This window comes from Ignavibacteriales bacterium (genome assembly GCA_016700155.1).
Classification (GTDB): domain Bacteria; phylum Bacteroidota; class Ignavibacteria; order Ignavibacteriales; family Ignavibacteriaceae.
In genome coordinates, this window is record CP065001.1 from 2,242,280 (window position 1) to 2,266,646 (window position 24,367).

General features: G+C 35.5%; 23 protein-coding genes and 2 tRNA genes. 8 read left to right on the plus strand and 17 right to left on the minus strand.

The window, feature by feature from the left end; all coding sequences use genetic code 11:
- Positions 1-114 precede the first annotated feature (114 nt).
- From IPM56_09455 to IPM56_09465, 3 genes are read right to left on the minus strand one after another with little or no spacing between them, the layout of a single operon-like run.
- Positions 115-1,188: a glycosyltransferase gene (locus IPM56_09455; protein QQS38140.1), complete on the minus strand. Its 1,074-nt coding sequence runs from the start codon at positions 1,186-1,188 to the stop codon at positions 115-117.
- Between the two features lie 52 nt (positions 1,189-1,240).
- Positions 1,241-2,233: a flippase-like domain-containing protein gene (locus IPM56_09460; protein QQS38141.1), complete on the minus strand. Its 993-nt coding sequence runs from the start codon at positions 2,231-2,233 to the stop codon at positions 1,241-1,243.
- Complete coding sequence (locus IPM56_09465; protein QQS38271.1) at positions 2,233-3,147, minus strand: SPASM domain-containing protein; 915 nt, start codon at positions 3,145-3,147, stop codon at positions 2,233-2,235. Before IPM56_09465 ends, IPM56_09460 begins: the two co-directional genes overlap by 1 nt.
- Before the next feature lie 286 nt (positions 3,148-3,433).
- Between IPM56_09465 and bshC the strand changes: the two genes are divergently transcribed.
- Positions 3,434-5,059 carry a bacillithiol biosynthesis cysteine-adding enzyme BshC gene (gene bshC, locus IPM56_09470; protein ID QQS38142.1) on the plus strand — a complete coding sequence of 542 codons (1,626 nt, stop codon included), beginning with the start codon at positions 3,434-3,436 and terminating at the stop codon, positions 5,057-5,059.
- Here bshC and ugpC read toward each other — a convergent pair.
- The 9 genes from ugpC to IPM56_09515 all read right to left on the minus strand — a co-directional run bounded on the left by ugpC (position 5,056) and on the right by IPM56_09515 (position 12,516).
- On the minus strand, positions 5,056-6,162 hold the full coding sequence (gene ugpC, locus IPM56_09475; protein QQS38143.1) for a sn-glycerol-3-phosphate ABC transporter ATP-binding protein UgpC: 1,107 nt from the start codon (positions 6,160-6,162) through the stop codon (positions 5,056-5,058). The two genes, bshC and ugpC, sit on opposite strands and share 4 nt — an antisense overlap.
- A gap of 3 nt (positions 6,163-6,165) precedes the next feature.
- Positions 6,166-7,443: a 3-phosphoshikimate 1-carboxyvinyltransferase gene (gene aroA, locus IPM56_09480; protein QQS38144.1), complete on the minus strand. Its 1,278-nt coding sequence runs from the start codon at positions 7,441-7,443 to the stop codon at positions 6,166-6,168.
- A 4-nt stretch (positions 7,444-7,447) separates the two neighbouring features.
- Complete coding sequence (locus tag IPM56_09485; protein ID QQS38145.1) at positions 7,448-8,038, minus strand: RNA methyltransferase; 591 nt, start codon at positions 8,036-8,038, stop codon at positions 7,448-7,450.
- Entirely contained in the window at positions 8,035-8,268 is a 234-nt protein-coding gene (locus tag IPM56_09490; protein ID QQS38146.1) for a hypothetical protein, read from the minus strand. Before IPM56_09490 ends, IPM56_09485 begins: the two co-directional genes overlap by 4 nt.
- A gap of 6 nt (positions 8,269-8,274) precedes the next feature.
- A complete protein-coding gene (deoC, locus tag IPM56_09495) occupies positions 8,275-9,141 on the minus strand; it encodes a deoxyribose-phosphate aldolase (GenBank protein QQS38147.1) in 867 nt (288 codons plus the stop codon).
- Position 9,142: 1 nt separating this feature from the next.
- Positions 9,143-10,021 carry a bifunctional methylenetetrahydrofolate dehydrogenase/methenyltetrahydrofolate cyclohydrolase FolD gene (folD, locus tag IPM56_09500; GenBank protein QQS38148.1) on the minus strand — a complete coding sequence of 293 codons (879 nt, stop codon included), beginning with the start codon at positions 10,019-10,021 and terminating at the stop codon, positions 9,143-9,145.
- Between the two features lie 111 nt (positions 10,022-10,132).
- The gene (tnpA, locus tag IPM56_09505; GenBank protein ID QQS38149.1) at positions 10,133-10,594 is read right to left on the minus strand and encodes an IS200/IS605 family transposase; all 462 of its coding nucleotides are present in this window, start codon (positions 10,592-10,594) and stop codon (positions 10,133-10,135) included.
- Positions 10,595-10,735: 141 nt separating this feature from the next.
- A complete protein-coding gene (locus IPM56_09510; GenBank protein ID QQS38150.1) occupies positions 10,736-11,707 on the minus strand; it encodes a site-specific DNA-methyltransferase in 972 nt (323 codons plus the stop codon).
- A 5-nt stretch (positions 11,708-11,712) separates the two neighbouring features.
- Positions 11,713-12,516 (minus strand): TIGR00282 family metallophosphoesterase, encoded by an 804-nt coding sequence (locus tag IPM56_09515; protein QQS38151.1) that lies wholly within the window; start codon positions 12,514-12,516, stop codon positions 11,713-11,715.
- A gap of 112 nt (positions 12,517-12,628) precedes the next feature.
- Between IPM56_09515 and IPM56_09520 the strand changes: the two genes are divergently transcribed.
- Complete coding sequence (locus IPM56_09520; GenBank protein ID QQS38152.1) at positions 12,629-14,371, plus strand: 3'-5' exoribonuclease; 1,743 nt, start codon at positions 12,629-12,631, stop codon at positions 14,369-14,371.
- 63 nt (positions 14,372-14,434) lie between these two features.
- Here IPM56_09520 and IPM56_09525 read toward each other — a convergent pair whose 3' ends face one another.
- The 4 genes from IPM56_09525 to IPM56_09540 form a co-directional block, all read right to left on the minus strand.
- Entirely contained in the window at positions 14,435-15,784 is a 1,350-nt protein-coding gene (locus IPM56_09525) for an MATE family efflux transporter (protein QQS38153.1), read from the minus strand.
- Positions 15,785-15,954: 170 nt separating this feature from the next.
- Positions 15,955-16,383, minus strand: a complete 429-nt coding sequence (locus IPM56_09530) for a HEAT repeat domain-containing protein (GenBank protein QQS38154.1) — start codon at positions 16,381-16,383, stop codon at positions 15,955-15,957.
- Between the two features lie 179 nt (positions 16,384-16,562).
- On the minus strand, positions 16,563-16,784 hold the full coding sequence (locus tag IPM56_09535; GenBank protein QQS38155.1) for a hypothetical protein: 222 nt from the start codon (positions 16,782-16,784) through the stop codon (positions 16,563-16,565).
- Positions 16,785-16,799: 15 nt separating this feature from the next.
- A tRNA-Ser gene (locus IPM56_09540) sits at positions 16,800-16,886 on the minus strand.
- A 179-nt stretch (positions 16,887-17,065) separates the two neighbouring features.
- Here IPM56_09540 and IPM56_09545 point away from each other — a divergent pair.
- The 3 genes from IPM56_09545 to IPM56_09555 all read left to right on the plus strand — a co-directional run bounded on the left by IPM56_09545 (position 17,066) and on the right by IPM56_09555 (position 18,720).
- Positions 17,066-17,815, plus strand: a complete 750-nt coding sequence (locus tag IPM56_09545) for a ZIP family metal transporter (protein QQS38156.1) — start codon at positions 17,066-17,068, stop codon at positions 17,813-17,815.
- Between the two features lie 12 nt (positions 17,816-17,827).
- A tRNA-Ser gene (locus tag IPM56_09550) sits at positions 17,828-17,916 on the plus strand.
- Positions 17,917-17,976: 60 nt separating this feature from the next.
- Complete coding sequence (locus IPM56_09555) at positions 17,977-18,720, plus strand: TerC family protein (GenBank protein ID QQS38157.1); 744 nt, start codon at positions 17,977-17,979, stop codon at positions 18,718-18,720.
- A gap of 11 nt (positions 18,721-18,731) precedes the next feature.
- Here IPM56_09555 and IPM56_09560 read toward each other — a convergent pair whose 3' ends face one another.
- Positions 18,732-20,129, minus strand: coding sequence for an MBL fold metallo-hydrolase (locus IPM56_09560; protein ID QQS38158.1), 1,398 nt, complete (start codon positions 20,127-20,129; stop codon positions 18,732-18,734).
- Between the two features lie 155 nt (positions 20,130-20,284).
- Here IPM56_09560 and IPM56_09565 point away from each other — a divergent pair, with 155 nt between their 5' ends.
- The 3 genes from IPM56_09565 to IPM56_09575 all read left to right on the plus strand — a co-directional run bounded on the left by IPM56_09565 (position 20,285) and on the right by IPM56_09575 (position 24,319).
- Complete coding sequence (locus IPM56_09565; GenBank protein QQS38159.1) at positions 20,285-20,749, plus strand: DUF4920 domain-containing protein; 465 nt, start codon at positions 20,285-20,287, stop codon at positions 20,747-20,749.
- Positions 20,750-20,758: 9 nt separating this feature from the next.
- Positions 20,759-21,322, plus strand: a complete 564-nt coding sequence (locus IPM56_09570; protein ID QQS38160.1) for a PepSY-associated TM helix domain-containing protein — start codon at positions 20,759-20,761, stop codon at positions 21,320-21,322.
- A gap of 453 nt (positions 21,323-21,775) precedes the next feature.
- Positions 21,776-24,319 carry a T9SS type A sorting domain-containing protein gene (locus tag IPM56_09575; protein QQS38161.1) on the plus strand — a complete coding sequence of 848 codons (2,544 nt, stop codon included), beginning with the start codon at positions 21,776-21,778 and terminating at the stop codon, positions 24,317-24,319.
- Positions 24,320-24,367 lie beyond the last annotated feature (48 nt).

Below are 24,367 nucleotides of genomic sequence, written 5' to 3' on the forward strand. Positions count from 1 at the left end.
TCATTATGCCAGTAAAAAACTCTGCTAAATGAGAATATTCAAATGATAATTATGGTTTATGTTTAATTTTATAAACAGGTATGCAGATTGTGTTTAGTATGATGGACAGCGAACTCAGCGTTTAACTTTTCTGTCTTTCCAGGTAAAATTCCCAAAAGCACCTGCTATTCCGGCAATAACTATATAAGGGATGTGAAATATCTCAGCAGCAATAAATGGTTGAAGTATTTTTTTGTTAAATAAAATAACTGCTCCTTTTTTAAGGATCAGGAACTCAAGAATAAGTTTCAAAAATATTGATATTGAAAAACTTATAAAGTAAACAGGATTAAAAAGTCCAAGCACAAACTGAACAATCATCCCAATGAAGTATAAATAAAAACCAATTAGTTTCAGCACAAGAAATTTATCAGCATAGAACAACCCTTTACTACTCCAGCGTTTTCTTTGGTTATAAAATTTTCTCAGTGATGAGTTCGGATCTGTCTTAACGATTGCATTTTTATTCAGACAAAATTTTACTTCATACTTTGTTTCTTTGCTGATCTTCTGCATCAATAATTCATCATCACCGGAGGATAAATTCATTTGATCTGCAAAACCATTCACTTCATCATAAGCTTTTTTTCTGTATGCAAGATTTGCCGCATTACAAATGGTCGGTCGTTTAATACCTATCAAACCTGCACCGACGAGTACAAGTCCAGCAAATTCCAGTTTCTGCATTTTCCCGAAAAGAGTTTCTGAATCATAAAACTCAACCGGTCCGCTTATAAAACCAGTTTGAGCATCAAAAGATGAAACAAGTGACTTTAGCCAATCAGGATTATGAAAACAATCAGCATCAGTTGTTACAATTATTTCACCTTTGGAATTCTGGATACCAAACCGTATTGCTCTTTTTTTGTGTGCGTGTTTTGAAAAATCCTCAGGCACTGAAATGACTTTAATGTTCGATTGTTTGATAGCTTCTAAAAGAATTTTGGCAGATTCATCAGTTGAAAAATCATCAACGTATATAACTTCAAATTTTTCTAAAGGATAATTCTGTGTTTCAATACTTTTTAAGTTTGCTACAATATTTTCTGCTTCATTACGAAAAGGAATTATTATTGAAATAAAATCATCAGGAATTTTAGTTTCTGTTGCGGGTTTTAATTTCTTTAATCCGCGAAGTACTCCCGCCAAAAAATACAGGTAATGTAAAAGTAAAAAACTAAAAATCAGTACGGGAAAAGTATCAATCATCATTTCGTAAGAAGAAAAATATCAACCCGGTTATTGAAGGAACAAGAACATTCATCAGGAATAAAAATATTGATGCGTTAAATGCCGCATAGTCCGGTTCGCCGATGAATGTTAAAAAGAACACTGACGCACCTTCACGTATTCCAAGCTCACCAATTGATACTGGCGGAATTACTGTCTTAGCAAATACCATCAAACTGCCGGACCATAAATATCCTACGTAATTATTGTTATGCGAAAATGCTGCAACAAGTAGTGCGAATTGAATAATATAACATAGGTAGAACATGAATGAATAAAGGAACATCTTAACAACAAATTTTCTTTCAAGATGTTTTATGACTATAAACTTTCGTAAAAAACTCCCAACTTTTTCAGATGATTTTATTTTGTTGAATAAATAATTGTCCCAGAAATCAGGACTTATCAATAACATCACCAGCAGATAAAATAATGTAAAGAGTAAAATGAAAAGTGAAAGCACCACATAAAGTGTCACGTGATAGTAATAGTAAATAAAAACTATACTTCCGATTGCGCCAAAGAATGTTACGTTAAGTAATGGGAATAATTTATCTACAACAGTAGCAACGGTAACCTGAAGAAGGTTTCTTTCCTTTATAGCCATCGATCTGCCGAAGTACTCACCGATCCTTGCAGGTGTAAAAGCGCCTGCAGAGTAGCCGTAAAATAATGAAAGAAATATTTGTCTGCGGCTTTTTATTTCAAGAATTGTATTACAGCATTCTTTCCATTTTGCATATTGAAGAAATACATTTAAAACCAGAAGCATCATCGCAATTGCTATGAAAGATATTTCAGCTTGTTTAAATGCTTCAACAATTTTATCCGGCTCGATGTAGTTGATTATATAAACCAATAGCCCTGAAGTGATTATCAACTTAACTAATATCAAAATGAAGTTTTTATTCTTTGCCCAGAAACCGTCAGCAGTAAAAATATTTTTTATTACTCCGGATTTCACTACTGCTCTAGCTCCAGTATATTTACTTTTAAACCTTCAGTGCAATTTGTGCACATTGATAAACCTTTTCTGTCAGATAAAACTCCCTGTCTGAATTTTTGATACTCATCAGATTTCCAGATTTCTTTAAAATTCTTTCCATTCAGTTTCCCTAACTGAAATTCGGCATCTTTGTCAAAACAGCACGGAACAACTTTACCATCCCATGTAATAACACTTGTTCGCCACAAAGCAAAACAATGATTTTTTAGTCCGGCATTGATTCTAAAACCTTTATCATCGACAATGTATCTTCTGTACTTAGGATTTTCAGGAAGGAAATATTTTGCATTCTCGAGTGAACTTATCTGCATTGTTTTAAATACAACTTTATCAACTCCTCGATCCTTACCATATCTCAACACTTCATCAAGCTGATGTTCATTTTGTTTCATCACAATGAATTGAAATTCAACAAATGGTTTTTTCATCCCAAGTTCATTTCTTCTATTTATCAAAGCTTTCAATCCATCATCAGCTTGTTTGAACGTTCCGCCGACTCTATAGTTCTGATAACTTTTTTCATCAAGACCGTCCATAGAAAATATTAATTTGTCCGGCGCATTCTTTAAAACTGAGTCAACATTTTTTTCATTAATAAAATGTCCGTTTGTACTGATTGAGATATACACTTTATTCTTTTGTGCATACTCTATCATTTGAGGCAGGTTTTTGTTGATGTAAGGTTCACCTTGAAAAAAAAGCTGAACATAAAATCCGGTTCCCTTAATCTCATCAATCAGTTTTTTAAAGTCATCTGTTTTCAGCAATCCGAGCGGACGGGTTAACGCGCCTAATCCGGACGGGCATTCAGGACATTTAAGATTACAATGATTCGTCGGTTCAATTGAATATGAAATCGGCATTCCCCAAATAACCGGTTTGCGCAATATTCTTGAGATAAAAAATGAAGAAACAATTTTCACGATGTTAATTGTTCTTCTTACTGTAAGAAATTTGAAAAGATTAATTTCCAATTGAATGCATTAATTTTGAGTTCAAAATAACTAAATATTTTTACTCATAAAACTATTGGTCAATGTCACTGTCTCATCGTTACAATACAACAGAATCGTTCTCGTCAGGGGTTTATGTCCCGTTTGATAAGCATTTCACTTTTTATTACTTTTCTCACGTCAATTCCAAATTCTCGGAGAATTAATGTTTATAAATTTCAGCGATATTCCAGGGCATCATAACTTATTTTTAGATTACCTTTATGAATTTGACAACGTAAAACATTTTTATAAAAATGATTTCAGAAATAAAGAAGCATACCTGAGTGTATTTAGAAAAGTATCAGAAAAATTTGATGAATTTCGTCCTGAGTTGGTAAACATTATTCAGGAACAATACAGCGCTTTCAAACCTTCACACAAAACAGAAAAAAATATTTCCCTGCTCAAGTCCAAAAAAACTCTTGCCGTTGTGACAGGTCAGCAGCTTGGGTTATTTGGCGGACCGCTTTACACCTTATATAAAATAATCACGACCATAAAACTAAGTCAGTATCTCTCAGAGCGATATGATGAATACCAGTTTGTTCCTATATTCTGGCTTGAAGGTGATGACCATGATTTTAACGAAGTACGCTACTTCAATCTTATCTCAGACAACAATGAGCTTGCCAAGTATACTTATGAAGAACAAATGGAAGATGAAGACAATAAGGGAAGTGTTGGAAGATTAAAATTCAATGAAAAATTAAATTCTGTTTTTGATGAACTGACAACTAAGACAAGAAAAACGGAATTCACTGAAGCATTGATGGAAAAATTAAAATCATCATATACAGAAAAGGAGACTTTTAAATCAGCATTTACAAAATTACTCTACTCACTTTTTGATGAGTATGGTTTGGTGATTTTTGATCCTCAGCATAAAAAAATAAAAGAAAGACTAATCCCGATCTTTAAAAAAGAGATTACAGATTTCCGCACACATACTGAAAAGTTAGTTAATGTTTCTGCCCACCTCGAAGAAACATATCATGCTCAGGTCAAAGTTCGTCCTGTTAATCTGTTTTACGCCAATGAGGAAGGACGTTATCTGATTGAACCTGTTGAAAACGAGTTTCGCTTAAAAAGAAAACGGAAAAGATTCACTTACGAAGAACTGATAAACACAATTGAAACTGAACCGGAAGCATTTAGTCCGAATGTATTGCTCAGACCTATTTGCCAGGATTATGTTTTACCGACAGCATTCTACGTTGGTGGACCAAGTGAAATCGCCTACTTTGCTCAGGTAATGCCGTTGTATGATTTTTATTCAATTGAAGCGCCGATTATTTATCCTCGCTCTTCTGCTACCTTACTTGAAAAAAATATTAATTCAATCCTGGAAAAGTTTAGTCTCACAGTCAAAGATGTATTCAACGATCCTGATAAACTAAAAAACCAGGTGGTTGGAACACTTTCCGATTCAACCATAGATGAGATATTTAATTCAACTTTTCAGCAGTTCGAACTCGCATTTGATCAGTTAAAAGAAAAATTATTTGAATTGGATAAAACGATTAGTGACTCAAGTACCCGTTACAAACAGAAAGTAATTAATTATATAGAAGAGCTGAAAGCGAAATCACTGGAAGCACAGAAGAAAAAGTTTGAAGTTACTTTAAGACAAATTGATAAAATTTCTGTGAATGTTTTTCCCGGCGGGAACTTACAGGAGAGAGAAATTAATTTTATTCATTTCGCAAACCGTTATGGAGATAATTTTTTAAAGCTCGTTTTTGATGAACTTGCAATCAACAAGTTTGAACATCAGCTCATTAATCTTTAGACTAAAGCCGCTTCAGTTTCAAAATCAAAAAAGTGGAGTTTGGAAGTATCAATAACCAATTCTTTTTTATTACCTGACTGAAGCATTTCTCGTGCAGGTACTCTTACGACAAATTGTGTTTCATCAACTTGGAAGTAAAGAAATATTTCATTTCCCATTGGCTCAACCACTTCAAGGTTAACATTTATCTGAGATTTATCATTCATAGTATTTGTCAATCCAGCATCATAAATATCTTCCGGTCTTATACCCATCCATATTTTTTTGTTGAGATGATTTTTTAATTTTGCTCCATAAGAATTATTCAGCGCAATCTTCATTCCGCTTTTGCTGCTTTCAAAATTAAGCGAACCATTTTGTGAAATCTTTCCTTCAAGAAAATTCATTGAAGGACTTCCTATAAATCCGGCGACAAATTTATTTGCGGGCTTGTTGTAAAGATTTAATGGCGAATCAATCTGATGGATTACACCGTCTTTCATGATTACGATTTTATCACCCATTGTCATTGCTTCTGTTTGATCGTGAGTGACGTATATCATAGTCGCGCCAAGCCTTTGATGCAGTTTCGAAATCTCTGTACGCATCTGTACTCTCAGCTTTGCGTCAAGATTGCTCAGCGGTTCATCAAACAAAAAAACTTTCGGCTTTCTTACAATCGCTCTTCCAACAGCGACACGCTGTCGCTGCCCACCAGAGAGAGCTTTTGGTTTACGCTCAAGATATTGTTCGAGTCCAAGGATCTTGGCAGCGTCGTTCACACGGTTTTTTATTTCATCCTTATCAAACTTTCTAAGCTTTAATCCAAATGCCATATTTTCGTAAACGGACATATGCGGATAAAGCGCATAGTTCTGAAATACCATTGCGATGTCTCTGTCTTTTGGCGATACATCATTTACCCGCTTGCCATCAATGTATAAATCGCCTGAAGATATTTCTTCAAGTCCGGCTACCATTCGCAATGTGGTTGACTTACCGCAGCCGGAAGGTCCAACAAGAACAACAAACTCTTTATCTTTAATTTCTATGTTTACATCACTGACAGCCTTGTTTCCGCCTTCATAGACTTTGGAAACATTTTTTAGAATTACTTCTGCCATACCTCACCTTTGTAATTGAGAAAGTTGAGCAATGAAATCAGGGTTTGAAATATTTACACATTCAAAGTTATTAACATTTGGTTCACTATTCAATAAGAGTGACAATATTGAAAACGCCATTGCGATTCTGTGATCGCCAAAACTATTAAAGATTCCATTCGTTTTTTTTATAGTGCCGGAAACTGAAAACCCGTCTTCATATTCTTCAATGTCCAATCCTAATAAACTTAAATTGTGAACAATTGATTTTATTCTATCGGATTCTTTCAACCTTAATTCACCGGCACCGCGGATATTGAAATCACCTTTTGCAAACACTGCTGCAACTGAGAGAATTGGTACTTCATCAATAATATTGGGAATAATATTTTCAGGGACCTCAACATTTTTTAATTCACTGCTTTTAACAATTATGTCGCCAAAAGGTTCACCGGAAAAAATATTTTCATTTTCAAATTTGATATCTGCACCCATTAATAACAGAATATTCAATAAGCCAGTACGAGTAGGATTTAATGTCACATTCTTAATTCGTAATTCTGAATTTTCATTTAACAACGTCAACACTATAAAGAATGAAGCAGTTGAAAAATCAGATGGACAATAAAATTCTTTATGAACCGGATAATCTTTCCTGCTGAAGAATATTTCTTTTCCGATGTTAGAATTTTTACAGGTTAAACCAAGCATTCTTTCAGTGTGGTCACGAGTTTCTACCGGTTCAATAATTTTACTTTCATCGTCTGAATGGAGTCCAGATAATATAACAGAGGTTTTAACCTGTGCACTGGCAACAGGCATTTTATAATCAATAGAATTTATATTGTCTGCTGGGGATATTTTTATTGGCAGTGCATTTCCGCTTAAAGATAATTTCGCATTCATTTCTTTTAGTGGATGGATGACCCGATCCATCGGTCTCTTTAATAGCGATTCATCACCGGTTATTTCTGAATAAAAATTTTGAACAGACAATAAACCTACTAAAAGCCTTGCAGTCGTTCCTGAATTACCAGCGTATAAGGTCACAAAAGGTTTTTTGAATCCCTTATATCCACATCCATCGACTATGACTTCATTACCTTTTACTGAGAATTCTGTCCCGATTTTATTTAAACATTCAATTGTTGAATTAACATCTTCACCATTTGAAATATTTTTTATAACAGATTTTCCCTTTGCCATCGCAGAAAATATTGCAGCACGATGTGAGATTGATTTATCGCCGGGTAGTTCAAGTTCGCGACTAAATGGCTTTATTTGATTGAATTGCTGAATCATAAAATTATTTATTCAACCATTCTTCGATTTTAATTTTCAGGATTTCTTCAGCAAGGCTAGACTCATCATACATATTCTTTTCAGAACGCTGACGTAACGCCTCATAAAGTATAACTGCAGTTGCTACCGATACATTAAGACTTTGAACCATACCCATCATAGGTATTAAAAATAGTTCATCAGCTTTTGATGCAGATTCTTCAGATACTCCTCTATGCTCGTTTCCTAGAACAATTGCTACTTTATCTGTAAGATCAAGTTCATATAAATTTTTTGCAGAAGGAGCAATTGCAGAAGCAAATATTTTGAACCCTTCTTTGCGGAGATTCGAATAACATTCATCAACAGTTGTAAACTTTTCTTTTTCAACCCACTTAAAAGCAGAAGCTGAGGACTTCTTCCCTATTCTTGGAAACGGTTCATTGTTATATATAAGTGAAACTTTTTCAACACCAACAGCGTCACAAGTCCTGAATATGGCGCTAACGTTATGGGGATCGTGAATATTTTCCAAAACTACTTTTAGGGTTTGCTGGCGGGCTTTAACAACGGTTACAATTTTGTTAGTCCGTTTTTCTGTTTTGAATGACTTCACAGTATGTTCTTGTCGAAAACTATTTTGTAAACTGATTTGTTCTTATTAGTTCTGGCTTTATCGATCTTTAATTCCGATACAGATTTCAGTTTAAGGTAGAAAACAGCAAGTTCAAGAATCTTATCAATCACTTCATCTTCTTTATGAGCCCAGCTTTCGCAGCCGTGTAGTGATGGTATTTCCGCAGTGTAACCATCATTTGTTTTTGTAATTATCAAATCAAGTATCATCTGGTCTCAGTATGTTGCATCACTTTTTTCACCAAGTACAATCTTCACACTTGCGCTTGCACCAATTCTGTCGGCACCGCTTGCAATCATTGCTTCAGCATCTTCACGTGATCGTATTCCACCTGATGCTTTTACGCCGATATTTACTCCAACAACATATTTCATTAAAGCAATGTCGCCAACGGTTGCGCCGCCTTTACTGAATCCTGTTGATGTTTTTACAAAATCGGCACCTGCTTTTTTACAGATTACACATGCTTTTATTTTTTCTTCATCATTCAATAAAGCAGTTTCTAAAATTACTTTACAAATCGCATTCCCCGATTTGGCTGCAGTTACAACTGTATGAACATCATTATAAACATATTCATAGTTACCATGTTTTAACTGCCCGACATTTATTACCATATCAAGTTCCTGGGCACCGTTCTTCAATGCCTGTTCTGCTTCAAACTTTTTTGTTTCAGTTGTAGTCGAACCGAGAGGAAATCCAATTACAGTACAAACTTTAACCGAAGATCCTTTTAACAATGAATGACATAAAGCAACATAACAAGGATTCACACACACTGATGCAAAGTTGAATTTTTTTGCTTCTTCACAAAGTGATTTTATTTCTGCCTCTGTTGCTTCCGGTTTTAATAAAGTGTGATCGATCTTCGATGCTACTTCCGAATCGGTTACTTTGTGACCAATTCCAGGTCCGGCGCTGATTCTGGATGCACCTATATCAACAATATTTCTTACAGCTTTGGGTTGAGTAATAACATTCGTTTCCCAGCCTTTGCAGGACTCTTCCTTACAATAAAAATCTCTTAAAGTCCGTTCAAGAAATTCCTGGGAAACGTCAGTATCTTTTAAAAAATTTTCCATTTTATTCACCATACATTAAATAGGCTTTGTAAGTGTTGCTTAACAGCATTGCAATTGTCATTGGTCCAACTCCACCGGGTACAGGCGTAATCAATAATGCTTTTTGCGATACGTTCTGATAGTCAACGTCTCCGACTACTCTATAACCTTTTTTAGAGTTAGGATCATCAACACGATTAATACCTACATCGATTACAACAACATTATCTTTTACCATATCTGCTTTTACAAATTCTGGACTGCCGATTGCAGCTATTAAAATATCAGCTTGTTTTGTAAATGATGCAATATCTTTTGCCGCTGAATGACAAATTGTTACAACAGAGTTTGCACCATCTTTTTTCTGAAGCATCATATTTGCAATTGGTTTGCCAACAATATTACTTCGACCAAGAACAACCACATGTTTACCTTTTGTTTCTACGTTATAACGTTTCAATAATTCCTGAATTCCCGCAGGTGTACAAGGAGCGAATGCATCCTTGCCTATTACAAGATTACCAACACTTATAGGGTGAAATCCATCAACATCCTTTTTAGGAGAAATTGCTTCAATGATATTTTCTTCTTTTATATGCTTTGGAAGCGGAAGTTGAACAAGTATTCCATGAAAATCATTGTCATTGTTGTAATTGTCAATTATTGAAAGAAGTTCTTCCTCAGAAATATATTTGCTTAACTTTTCTGTTTTATGTCTCATCCCTATTTCTTCGCAGGCTTTTGCTTTGCTGGAAACATAAATACTTGATGCCGGATCATCGCCAACAAGTATCGCTACAAGTCCGGGAATATTTTTACCGGAGTTATTAAGCTCACTAATTTTTTGCTTTAGCTCTTCTCTAATAGATGCCGCTGTTTTTTTTCCGTCTATGATTGTCATGATAGATATTTCATATCGTCCCTACGGGACTTTATTATTTTAATGATTAATTAGCTAACAATATTTTGTCCCTACGGGACTTTAATTTCGCATCCAACAAATTTCTGGTATTTACGTAGGTTCTTTTAGCATATACTTTTCATCATATTCAACTTTAAAAGATTTCAAGAAAGCCAGGTATTCTTCTGTGAAAGATTGTTTTAAATGATGTTGTTCCTGATTTTTAATATAGTTAATAACTTTAGATAAATGTGAATAGCTGTAGGAGAAAGCTCCATATCCTTGCTGCCACGCAAATTTTGCATTCGTAAGTTTATTCTCATTAATCCACTTAGATGAACTGCCTTTTATATCCTGCAATAAATCAGATAAAGACTGATGTGGTTTTAAACCGAGGAGTAAATGAATATGATCAGCAACCCCGTTTATAATAATCAGTTTATGCTTCTGTGCCTGAACTATGCCCGCAATATATTTGTATAAATCTTCTTTCCAGGATTTACCTATCAATGCACTGCGATACTGCACCGCAAATATCAATTGAATGTGAATTTGTGTGTATGTGTTAGCCACAGAAAAATATTTTGTTTATTGAATTATTATTTTTTTTATCCTTATCCCGTAGGGATAAAATATTGTTATCAAAGCAAATCGCTCTAAGTAGAGTCCCGTAGGGACGAAACATTAGCCAAAATTTTCCGATATACATTGATTCTACTTGCCAATTGAATTTAAATACTTCTTTAATTTATTGTCTTTACTTATTTCCAGTTCAAATGGATTACCATTCTGCCAGCCGGTTTTTCCTGTTTTTCTGAAATGCTCTAATCTTCTTATTACAATCTCACAAAAAACCGGATCAGCATCAATCGTATAACATTTTCTTCCGGTTTGTTCACATGCTAATAATGTAGTTCCGGAATGAGCAAATAAATCTACAACTATATCATTTTCTTTACTGCTCGCTTCAATTATTCTTGCTATGGACTTGAGAGGTTTTTGCGCATAACATCCGTTTACATTTTCTTCCATCCTGTAAAACACCTGTTGCACATCAACCCAAACATTCCCAGCGCGAATATTTTCCGACTTACTTCTCTCAAAATTTTCAGTACTCTTTCCGTTGATTGTTTTATAATAACCCCGTAAAACTTTTGGGATATCGGTGTACTCTGCATTAACATTGAAAACCGGATTTCCTTTGGTATAATAAAGTAATTCCTGTCTTATCGCCATCCAGTTTTTTTGTGTTCCATAGCCGCGCTGGTTCCTCATCGTAATGAAACTTTTTGATTTGAAGGATGATTTACTCATCATCATCATAAATTCGGGGAGAGGCTGAAAATGATTATTCTGATCAGCGCCAAGCCAGATGTATAAAGAACAATTTTCATCAAGGATTTTTTCTGTGTTTTCAATCCACAACTTACTCCACTTAATGAATTCATCAACATTCCTTTCCTGGAACGCAACAAAATTATATGGCGGATCCTGTATTGCTAATGTTGCTTTCTTTGATTTCAGAAATGATCTGATTGCCGGAGTATCTTCAGCATTAAAACATCCGACTTTGTGTTTCTTTGAAGTGTCGATCCATGTATCACCTTTTAAAAGACGGCAATACGGTAGTAATAATTTGTGCAGTTCTGAATGTAAGTCAATCCTTGGAAGAGGAAAGTTCTGCATGATTGCTAATCAATTTTTTTATTGAATTCAGGAAATAAAATTCTTTCTATCTCAATTGTTTTTCCTGAGTCTGAATCAATCTTCAAAAATAATCCGCACAGGTGAACATCATTCTCGGCGGTTTCATACTTCTGTGGTGTTTGATAAATGAATCGATTAATTGCAGCTTGAGTTTTCATACCAATCACTGATTCATAAGGACCGGACATTCCTACATCAGTTATATAACCAGTACCGTTTTGTAAAATTCTTTCATCAGCAGTTTGAACATGCGTATGAGTACCTATTACTGCACTTACTTTTCCATCAAGATAATTTGCCATTGCAATTTTCTCGGCTGTTGCTTCTGCATGAAAATCAAGTACAACTACATTTGTTTCCTGTTTTATTTTTTGAAGTACCCAATCTGCTGTACGGAAAGGACAATCAATCGTTGCCATAAAAGTTCTTCCCTGTAAATTAAGTACAGCAACTTTTCCTTTTTTTGATTCAACGATTGTATAACCATTACCATAGGTACCTTTGGGATAATTCAGCGGTCGAAGTACTCTTGATTCAGTTTTTAAATAATCCTGTGATTGATGTTTGTCCCAGGTGTGATTACCACCGGTGATAACATGTACACCAAGATCGAAGAGTATTTGCCCTTCTTTGCTGGTACATCCCTTTCCATCGGAAGCGTTTTCACCGTTTGCGATTACAAAATCAGCTTTGTATTTCTGAATGAGTCCTGGAAGCCATGTCTGGACTAAATTTAATCCGGGTTTTCCAATTATATCCCCGACAAATAGTAGATTGATTGAAGCCATATTCTCCCTAATTTCAGGGGGCAATATATCTAATTAAGCAGTAAAATGAAAAGTAAGTGTTTAATAATCAAATTGGTTTTGAAACTGTACTGTAAGAATTATAATTTTAGATATGAATCGAAAAAAAATAACTGATCTTCCTGTTGAAGAAGCTGAGTTTGCTGTTGTTGACGTTGAAACAACAGGGCTCAATGCACGTTACAATAACATAATTGAAATAGGAATTGTAAAAGTTTCGAATCAGAAGATCACCGGAAAATATCAGTCACTAATTAATCCTGCTAAAAACATTCCTTACTTCATCACACAGATGACAGGTATTTCAGATGATGATGTTTATAACGCACCGATGTTTGATGAAGTTGCTGAAGAGATAAAAGAATTTATCGGTGCTTCAATTTTAACAGCGCATAATTTTTCTTTCGACTATTCATTTCTTAAAAGAGAATTTGAAAATGCTGGCGTTGAACCACTATCAAACCCGCAACTATGTACATTAAAGATTGCCCGGCGAATGTACCCGATGTTAAGAAGTAAATCACTCGGTTCAGTTTGCAGTCATCTGAATGTTAAAAATAAAAATGCTCACCGCGCACTTGATGACGCTGAAGTGACAGCAAAGATACTGATCAAGATGATTAAAGAGCTTAAGAAGAGCGAAGAAGTACTAAATGTTCCTGAATTAATTAATTATCAATATGTAATCTCGGCGTCAGCGCCAAAATTAAAAATCAAAAAAGAATTAGGTGATGACATTGTATCACTGCCTGATGCGCCAGGTATCTATTCCTTTCTGAATAATAAAAACGAAATTATATATATCGGGAAAGCAAAATCACTCAGAGCGAGATTAAAATCCTACTTCTCACCTACCGCTCCGAGAAAAACAAAAAAAATTCTTAAACAGGCAACAAGATTAAAAATTGAAATTACCAACTCCGAGTTAACCGCTCTTTTAACAGAAGCAGAAGCAATAAAGATCGTTAATCCGAAGCACAACACAATGTTGAAGAAATACGGCAACAAGTATTTTATAAGGATCAACACATCTCATCCTTTCCCTTCAGTTGAATTGATAAATAGTTTTGACTTTGACGGCAATGACTACTTCGGATTATTCACAACCAGAAAACAAGCTGTACAGGTAATGGAAATGCTTGATAAAACTTTTTCATTACGTGAGTGTGATGAAAAAGAATTTAACCGAGGCAAAGCATGTTTTCTTTCTGAAATAGAAAGATGTACAGCGCCATGCATCAATAAAAATAAAAACATATATGAAGATGAACTTGAAAAAGTTTATGAGTTCCTTTATGGTAAAAACCAGTTTGCTTTGAACAGGCTATTAAACAGAATGAAAGAATATTCCGACTCGCAGAAGTATGATAAAGCGGCTGTTATAAAATCACTTATTGATCTGATCCTAGCGCAGACTCACAAATCCTCCCTGCTTGCAGAGCCTGTTAACAGCGCTAACGTATTATTTGAAATTACCGAGAACAGGAATAAAGATTATCTCCTTTTGTTGTCAGGCAAAATTTTTATAAAAAAGTATCTGCTTGATAGCCGGCATAACTTCGACACAGCCATCGATGATTACTTTGAAGGGACAATACAGCAGAACATTATGCCCTCGGAAGAAGATCTCGAAAAGATGAAAATCACACTTAACTGGCTGGTTAAAAACAGGAATAAAGTCCGTGCTTTTTATTTAAAAGAATATACATCGAAGGAAGAACTTTATTCAGTAATGAGCAGAAATAATTTCAGGCAGGATTTTGTTTCTGAGTCTGTCTTTGATATAAAGAATTTTTTGCGTGAAGAAATCCCTGACTCAATTCTGCACGAAGATTAAAATCATCTCTCTATCAGTTTTGCACATTAAATTCATTCTTAATAAAAAATTAATATTTTGATGTTACTCCTGAATATTCACCTGGATTATATGTTTACTTTTAATTTGAAATCTTAAAGTTAACATTAACGCTGATGCAGAAAGACCGATCAATAAACCAACCCAGATTCCTATTACACCAAACTCCATTGTAAAACCTAACAGATATCCGACAGGCAAAGCAACGATCCAATAAGCTATAAATGTAATTACGGTTGGACCTTTTACATCAGTCAATCCGCGCAGTATTCCAATTCCAACCGCCTGAACGCCATCTGACAGTTGGAACAGCGCCGCGATTAATAGAATAGATGATGCAAGTGAAATAACCACCGGATCATTTATATAAAGTTTTGGGAGTTCATCTTTGAGGATGATAAAAATTAATCCGCATAAAAACATGAATGATGCAGAAAGTAGAATTGCTGAAAAACCTGCTCGTCTTGTTTCATGAATATCCTCTCTGCCGACTTCATTACCAACTCTTATACTCCCTGCTGCGGATATCCCGAGCGCTCCCATAAATGAAATTGATGCAAGGTTGATGGCTATTTGATGTGCAGCCAGTTCTTTAGCGCCCAGCCATCCAACCATAATAACTGCAAATGAAAATGCACCTACTTCAAAGAAATACTGGAATCCGCTTGGCAATCCTAATGATAATATCTTTTTTATAACTGAAATGTTAGCTGGTTTGAATTTTAATGAAAGATCGTAGTTAGAAAACTTTGATAATTTTCTAACGTACATGATGAGCATCGCTGCCATAAAAAGCCGTGATATAAAAGTAGCCCATCCCGCACCATCCAATCCCAATTTAGGGAAACCTAAATTCCCATAGATGAGCAGCCAATTTGAAATGATATTACTTACATTCGCCGCGATTGTAATAACCATCGCAGGGCGCATCATTGAAAAGCCTTCGATGAACTGTTTATATGTTTGAAATAACATTGCCGGTATAAAGGATAAGCCAATTATCTTCGCATAAGATGATGCATAATCGATTACATTAACAGGTTGATTAAGGAATTTCAGAAAATCAGAACTGATAAAAACTATGAGGCATAGTATTAAGGAAAGCATCATATTAATTATTAGTGACTGACGAAATAAAGTGCCGCACTCCTCTTCCCGTTTAGCACCTACAGAAATTGCGACTAATGGTGTAACTGCTATCGATACTCCGAGCCCAATGATGAAAATCAGGATTGCAAGACTGTTTGCAACTGACGAACCTGCGAGAGGTACGGCTCCAAGCCCGCCAACCATCATACTGTCAACAACCTGCATCATAATAAATCCTAATTGCCCAATGACAACAGGATATGCAAGTTCGAATGTATGGAATAAATGAGATTTAATTGTTTGCATTATGCTGACAAATATAAAGAACTATATTAAACATTTGAGATAGGTAAAATGGACTAATTTAATTTCTGCCCAAAGTTGTGAGGAATTGCCGGAGCGCTAATCTATTTCTGTTTAACTCCGGCAATTTGAAAATCTGTTATTCATTTAATTCACCTGACAACTGAATGGAATTATTTTGAAGCTACCACTATCGATCCTGCGGATTCTTTTTGAAGATGCGCGTTATAAAATTTAAAACAAAGTTTGCTTACTCTTTGACTGTCGTCAAACCGAACAGCTTGTTTTACGGCATAGAGTCCGCGTTCGTCGCCGATTTTATAAAGAGCCAGCGCTGCTACTATACGTGCATCCTCATTTGCATCTGTATGAAGAATTTTCATCAGAGGTAAAACAGCTTTTTCAGATGCAAGTTCACCAAGCATGAATGCTGAACTTGTTTTTAATCCGAAATTATCGGATTCCAACCCGGCAAGCAGATTGTCCACAGCCAATTCCTGAACAGCTTTACTCAAAGGAAGTACCGGTTCTTTGGCAAGAATTTCTGAGCTGACTATAACTGTCAGAACAAAAACAACGAAAAAGAAAAATAACTTTTTCATAGAATCTTCTCCTTTATAGTTTGGATTTACGATGCAAAGTTATTCCGAACAATACCAGTAAGAAACTGATTTTGGATAAAAGGGTTAGCTTTGTGACTGGTTAAGTTTAATGAACGTCAAGTGGCTTTAGTGAAATATGAAATTAATTCATACTTGAAAAAGTCTTTAATTGAGCGTAATTATTGATGAATTATTGCCAACGCAAGTTTGCGATTTGAAAATGCTGTTACGCTATCGATATCTTTTATTGATAACCTTTGCTGCCCATTCACATAACTTAAATTCCATTCATCAACATTAGATGGGGATGGATTTATCTCCACGGGAGTTTTATCCAAAGCCGAACCAAAAACTCCTGCAAATAATAAAATGATCGATAATAAAACTAAGATTTTTCTCATATTAGATTTTATTTGCGGAAAGAGAGGGATTCGAACCCTCGGTACGCTTTCACGCACACACGCTTTCCAGGCGTGCCAGTTCAGCCACTCCTGCACCTTTCCGTTATTTGGCGTGCAAATATAATCACATAAAAATACTTAACCAATTTTTATAAGCGGGGGTGCTTATACTTGCATTAAAAATTGAACCCGTTCTTTAACATAGGAATCTTACAACGATCGTACGAAATTTTTTTCTCTTAATATTATTTGATAGATTTTGCCACAAATTTTGAGAGTGTATGTTAGCGGATGTAATAATTAAAACTTCCATCGCCTTAGTTTCAGCAATTGCCGGTGGAGCTTTGACTTTTCTTATAAAACTGGATCATAAAAAACTTTGTGTTCTAATTTCATTATCTGCCGGGGCTTTACTTGGCGCTGCCGCTTTCACTTTAATTCCTGAGTCATCTATAAATCTTTCAATTATTGAAGTGGCAGTAAGTGGTATTTCCGGATTTATGTTGTTCTGGATAATAAGTAAATATTATGCACATATATGTCCGGCATGCAGTGCGTCCCATTTTGATGAACAGACCACAAAAAAGTTTTCTGAGATAATACTTACTTTGTTCACAGCTTTATCCTTCCACTCACTGCTTGATGGAATTGCAATTTCAACCGGACATATGCACGGACACGAAGAACACAATTCAATTTTCCTTGCAATTACTACACACAAATTCCCGGAAGGTTTAGCTTTAGCTTCATTAATGTTTGGTGCAAATTATTCCCGCGCAAAGATTATCACTTATGTTGTGTTGATCGAAATGACAACAGTGGTTGGCGGAGTTATCGGATATTTTCTCGTCGGCGCTGATTTTCCTCATTACTGGATGGGGATATTAATGGCGCACATTGCAGGCGGTTTTGTTTTTCTTGCAATGCATGCTGTGCTTGGTGAGATGCTCAGAAATCATAAACTGTTAGTATCGGTTTCTTTTTTCTCAGGTTTAGCGATTATCTTTCTTGTACGACTTTTAGTTCATTAATATATTTTTTCAGGAGAGGTGCCAGAGTGGTTGAACGGGGCGGTCTCGAAAACCGTTATACTGGGTAACCGGTATCGAGGGTTCGAATCCCTCCCTCTCCGCAGATTCAGTTCAGTTTTTAACCAGCAAAAGATTTACCTAAATAATATAACAGGATTTTTATGGAATGGATTACAGATCCACAGGCTTTAATAGCTTTACTTACATTGACAGTTCTGGAGATAGTACTCGGAATTGATAATATAATTTTTATTTCTATTCTATCAGGAAAACTGCCTCAGGAACAACAGAAAAAAGCAAGAGTTCTTGGACTTGCCTTAGCTATGATTACCAGAATCCTGCTGCTCTTTTCAATTTCATTAATTATAAAATTAACTGAACCTCTTTTCACAGTGTATTCCTTAGGTATATCCGGCAGGGATCTGATTCTGATTCTTGGAGGATTATTTCTACTTGCGAAAAGCACTCACGAAATTCACGATAAACTTGAAGGTGCCGGGACAGAAACAAAATCTGCAAAAGTCTCCTCATTCACCAGTGTGATTGTTCAGATACTATTGCTTGATATTGTCTTCTCACTTGATTCAGTGATAACTGCTGTAGGTATGGCAAATCACCTGGGAGTTATGATTACAGCGGTGATAATAGCTGTTATCTTCATGATGTTCTTTGCGAATCCAATCAGCAACTTTGTTGAAAAACATCCGACAATAAAAATCCTTGCCCTCAGTTTTCTTTTATTGATTGGATTTTCACTGATCATAGAAGGAATGCATCAGCATATCCCAAAAGGTTATATATACTTTGCAATGGCGTTCTCAGTATTTGTTGAAATGTTGAATCTGAAGATGCGGAAAAAATCAACTCCTGTTAAACTGCATAGTACAATGAAGCAGGACAAGTGATTCCGTATGTTTCAGATTTCTGCTACATCACCCTTTTTTGGGAAATGTACATTACGGAAGCCTTTGTCTTTTATTTTTTGTAGAAGAGGTAATGCCTGTTCCTCTTCACCGTGAACAAGAAAAATATTTTTAAGCTTTTCCGGTGAAGAGAGTTTTAAATAATCGAGTAATCCTTTTTGATCTGCATGAGCACTGAAGTAATCCATTGATTTAATCTTACATCTGACTTTGTAAAGGTTTCCAAGAATGTTTACTTCTTCCGCACCATCCATAATTTTACGGGCAAGAGTTTCCTGTGCTGCATAACCAGCAAATAAAATCATGTTCCTGGGATTTTCAATGTTGTTTGCGAGATGATGAACGATTCTGCCTCCTTCAGCCATTCCGGAAGCTGAGATAATCATACAGGGTTCTTTACTTGAATTAAGCTTCTTGGATTCTTCCGCATTACGGATATATGTCAGCCTGTTAAATCCAAACGGGTCTTCATAGTTGTCAATAAAAACTCTGTATGTTTCCCTGTCGTAACATTCAGGGTGTGCGCGGTAAACTTCTGTCGCGTTAACCGCTAACGGACTGTCAACATAAATCGGAAACACTGGAATCCTGTTTTGATCAAATAGTTTATGAAGTACATAAACAAGAAGCTGTGTTCTTCCAACAGCAAAAGCAGGAATAATTATTTTACCGCCATTGTGTATAACTTCATTCACTGTTTCAGCAACTTCTGTTTCCACTTCTTCAACTACCGAATGAAGTTTGTTACCATAGGTACTTTCCATTATTAGTGCATCAAGGTCCGTAAGAATATTCGGGTCTCTTAATATTGGTGTATCAGTTCTTCCGATATCGCCGCTAAAACCGATACGATAGTTCTTGCCGTTTTCATTTATTTCAAGTAGTACCCCTGCTGAACCAAGTATATGACCAGCATCACGGAAAGTGACTTTTACTCCCGGGATAACTTCAAACATTTTGTCGTACTGAATGCCGATAAAGTTAGATATTGATTTTTCAACATCCTCAATTGTGTAAAGCGGTTCAAACAATTTTTTATTTTGTTTAGACCTTTTTTTATTAACGAATTTTACATCCTTTTCCTGTAAGAACGCAGAGTCTCTCAGCATGATATTACATAGATCAACTGTTGCCGATGTTGCGAAAATTGGACCATCAAAACCCTGACGAACAAGATTTGGAATATTACCGGTATGATCAATATGCGCATGTGAGACAATTAACGAATCGATCTGAGCCGGAATAAAATTAAAATTCCTGTTTATTTCGAACGCTTCTTTTCTTTTACCCTGGTATAGACCGCAGTCGAGAAGAATCTTTTTTCCGTTAATTGTGAGAAGATGCTGAGAACCCGTTACTGTATGTGCAGCCCCGATAAATTGTATTTTCAACTTTCAATCCCAAAAAATGAATGAAATTATTGTTAGCAATTTAGGATAAATGAGATTCAAATACCGACTAAAAATATTTTTCTCTCATTCAATAAAATATTTTAAATTGTGGGCAGAAAATAATTTTTTAAAATAATCAAAAACTGAGGATGAACATGAAACAGATAAAAGCAATAATTTTGGTGCTAATAATTTCTTCAACACTTATTTACGCAGGTGATGGAAAGAAGTATGGAAAGGATATTTCTTTAACAGAGAAAACAAAAATTTCTGAAATACTTTCAAACCCCAAAGAATATGTTGGCAAGAAAGTGCTTGTGGAAGGAACAATTGTAGATGTGTGCAATAAACGCGGCTGCTGGATGGAATTGGCAAGTGACAAAGAATTTGAAAAAGTCAGAATAAAAGTAAAAGATGGTGAGATAGTTTTTCCTGTTGAAGCAAAAGGTAGCACGGCATTAGTTGAAGGCGAAGTTTACGAAATAAATCTTACCAAAGAAGAAGCTTTAGAACACGCAGAGCATATAGCTGAAGAGCAAGGAAAGAAATTTGATCCGTCAACAGTTACCGGTCCTGTTACTTTATATCAGATCAAAGGATTAGGTGCCGAAATCAAATAAGGAAAAGAATTGAAATTCAGAATTACACATTGGATAAGGATACTTCACCGGGACATAGGATACATTGCTGCCGGGTTAACTGTTATTTATGCAATTTCAGGAATCGCTGTAAATCATGTTGATGAATGGAATCCAAACTACACAACAGAGACGGTTAAACTGAAAATGGATCCAATACCTACAGAAGATCTGAAATCACAAGAGATTGTTAACAAAATTCTCTTTTCCATAGGCGAAACTGGAAAAATAAAAAACACTTTCAGACCGGATCCAAAAACACTTCAAATATTTGTTGAAGGAAACACTATAACAGTAAATTCAGAATCCGGTGAGATTATTCAAGAAAAGATTTCCAGCAGAACGATTCTAAGGGAAACTAATTTTCTTCACCTTAATGCACCAAAAAAAGTTTGGACTTATGTTGCAGATCTTTTTGCTGTTGCCTTGTTATTCCTGGCTATTTCCGGATTATTTATGATTAAAGGAAGTAAAGGAATTAAAGGCAGAGGTGCGTGGTTAAGTTCACTGGGGTTATTAATTCCTATCATTTTTCTGCTCATATATTATTACTAATCAACAGGGCTGAATGGTAACATTCAGTCCTTAGTTAAATTCAATCCATTGCGTTCAGAGAACCTGTGTTTTAATCTTACATTAACCAACCTTAAATAGTTGTTAGACACAATATTCAACAACAAACGAAGTAAAAAGTTAAGTGCTTGATTTTTAAGAAGAAAGATTGTTATATTTCAAGTGAAATCTTAAATTCCTTAGAGGGATAATTCATTAACAGCACAATAAGGCTATGCTGCTTTTTAGAACAGGAATTTAGATTCGTAAAGTTGTCATTTAATTAATCAGTTCAAACATCAGAAAAAAATTTGTTTTGATTTGAGTCAAAGTAATTAGCCTGTTTTTTTTTGGCACAACTCATAAAATTTTTATATCAAATTTTGGATTAATCTTAATACTTCAGATGGCACCATTGTTGACTTTTTGCAAAAACTTTTAACGAGAAGGTATTACTTGAAGTCACATTTAAAAATATTTTTTATTCTCCTGATTATTCCAACCCAACTATTCTCTCAACAAATATGGGAGCCCAGCGGCGGTCCTGCCGGCGGTACTGTGGAAAATATTATTCGTTCAGGAGCTGGATTAATCTTTGCAACATTAGCTGAACAGGGTATTATTTTAAGCGATGACAGTGGTTTGTCCTGGGTGGCAAAAAATAACGGACTTCCTACACGTGATGTCTTATCTGTACATTCACATAACAATGGTTCACTCTTTTCAGGAATGGTTATCGATGGAATTTATAGGTCCGAGGATAACGGAAACTCCTGGATAAATGTAAAAAGAATTGATGATCTTCCCTTCTCTGACAATGTAAGATGTTTTACATCTGACAATCTTGGTAATGTTTATGCCGGTGCCCAATTCAGTGGTGTTTTTCGTTCGACTAATAATGGTAATAGCTGGACTAAAGTAAATTATGGTCTTAGCACAAGAAACATTGAAGTCATGGCAAGTACACCAAATGGTTATATATTCGCCGGTACGATGAATGGTTTGTACCGCTCAACCAATCAAGGTGGAACCTGGTCAAAATTAAATTTAGGTATTTACTCTGCTGATATTACTGATCTACACGTAACGGTTAAAGGCGTATTATATGCCGCAACTTACGGACAAGGAATTGTCAGGTCATATGATAATGGTGGAACCTGGGAGAAAATCAATTTCGGACTTTCATCAATTACAGGTGACCCTTACCCGGCTATTTATTCAATAGCCTCAGATGATAAAAACCAGGTTTATGCGTCAGCCTATCTTGATGGTGTATTCTATCTTGAAAAATCTGAGCAGAGATGGTATAAATCCAATTTGAATCTTCCGGACGGAACAGTTTATTCATTATTGGCATTACCTGACAATCAACTTATTGCCGGAACAAGCAGAGCAGGCATATTCATCTCTAATACAAATACCATTGAATGGAAAGAATCTAATCAGGGTATTTATGCGACAGACGTTTACTCAATGAGTTCTGGAATAAACGGATATATTTTTGCATCAGTTTTTGGCAGGGGCATTTATTCTTCAAAGGATGAAGGTGCAACCTGGGAACTTGAAAACACTGGATTGACTACTCCGTATATTTTTTCTTTAGTTACAAATAATCACGGAACATTATTCGCCGGTACTTACGATGGCCAGATCGGTGGAATTTCTTATGGACACGGTGTTTTTCGTTCAACAAATGACGGAGAAACATGGGTAGCTTCAAATAATGGACTTAATTCAAGCTGGGTTAATAAACTTGCTGTAAACAAGGTTAATAATGATCTATATGCCGCTACAATAAACAGCAACGCTGTTTACAGATCCTCTGATCAGGGAATGAACTGGATACCTGTTATTTCAAACGAAACTGCCAACGCGTTTGTTTTTAATAACAATGGGGATGTATTCGCGGCGATATACAATTCAGGAATTTACCGTTCATCGAATAATGGAATGGATTGGACTGCAATAAATTCAGGACTTCAATCAGGACCAGCATTGAAGCAGCTAAAACAAAGTGATATAAATCGAAAATTCAGAAGATTCAGCCGGGAAGAATCCGGGTTAGAATATACAAGAAGCTCAGAACAACAGTTAGATAACATTACATTAAATATCACTTCATTGTGTATCGATGGTCATGGAACAATTTACGCAGGCGGATATGGCGAATTATACAGATCCGTAGACAATGGTGATAGTTGGGATTTAATCGAAGAAGAACTTGGTGATGGCTGGATAACCTCCCTCGTTTTTGATGAGAGAAATAACTTTTATGCAGCCGTTGACGGTAATGTATTACAATCCCAGGACTATGGTTTTACCTGGAATGAATACCAGGCAGGCTTAACTAATTTTACAGAAAGTTTGTTCATCAGCCCTGAAAATGGATTATTTGCAGCTACGCGCGGCGGATCAGTATTTAAATCGGTTTCTTCTTCCACATCGTTTATTATTCCATTTAATGCTTTACTTGAGGGAAGCATTGTGGAATTTAACTGGGAAGTTGAAACCGAATTATTAAGCAAACCAATTCAGATTGAACTAAGTAAAGACGGGAAAACCTGGAACAAATTTGCAACAATAGAATCAGGCATAGACAAATATGAAGCCGAAATATCAAACGAGATTCTTGCAGGAAGTTATTTCAGATTAAGTTCAGAAGTGAATGGACAAAATATTTCAATAAGTAAATCAGTGCAGTTAAAAGAGAACTCCACGGTTAGTGAATTTCAGTTGGAGCAAAATTTTCCAAACCCATTTAACCCATCGACTAAAATAGAATTTACCGTACCGGTTGTTAAAAATGAAAACACAGTAGCTGTGATACTAAAAATTTATGACGCCTTAGGACGTGAAGTTAAAACCCTTGTTAATGATAAAAAATCTGCAGGCGTTTATACAGTAGAGTTTATTGCTACAGAATTTCCCAGCGGTGTGTATTTTTACAATCTTAATGCCGGTGATGTGAGTATCACAAAGAAAATGGTTCTTGCTAAATAAAACAATTGTTAATACCCCTGTTAACAATTAAAAGAGAAGGTTTATGCC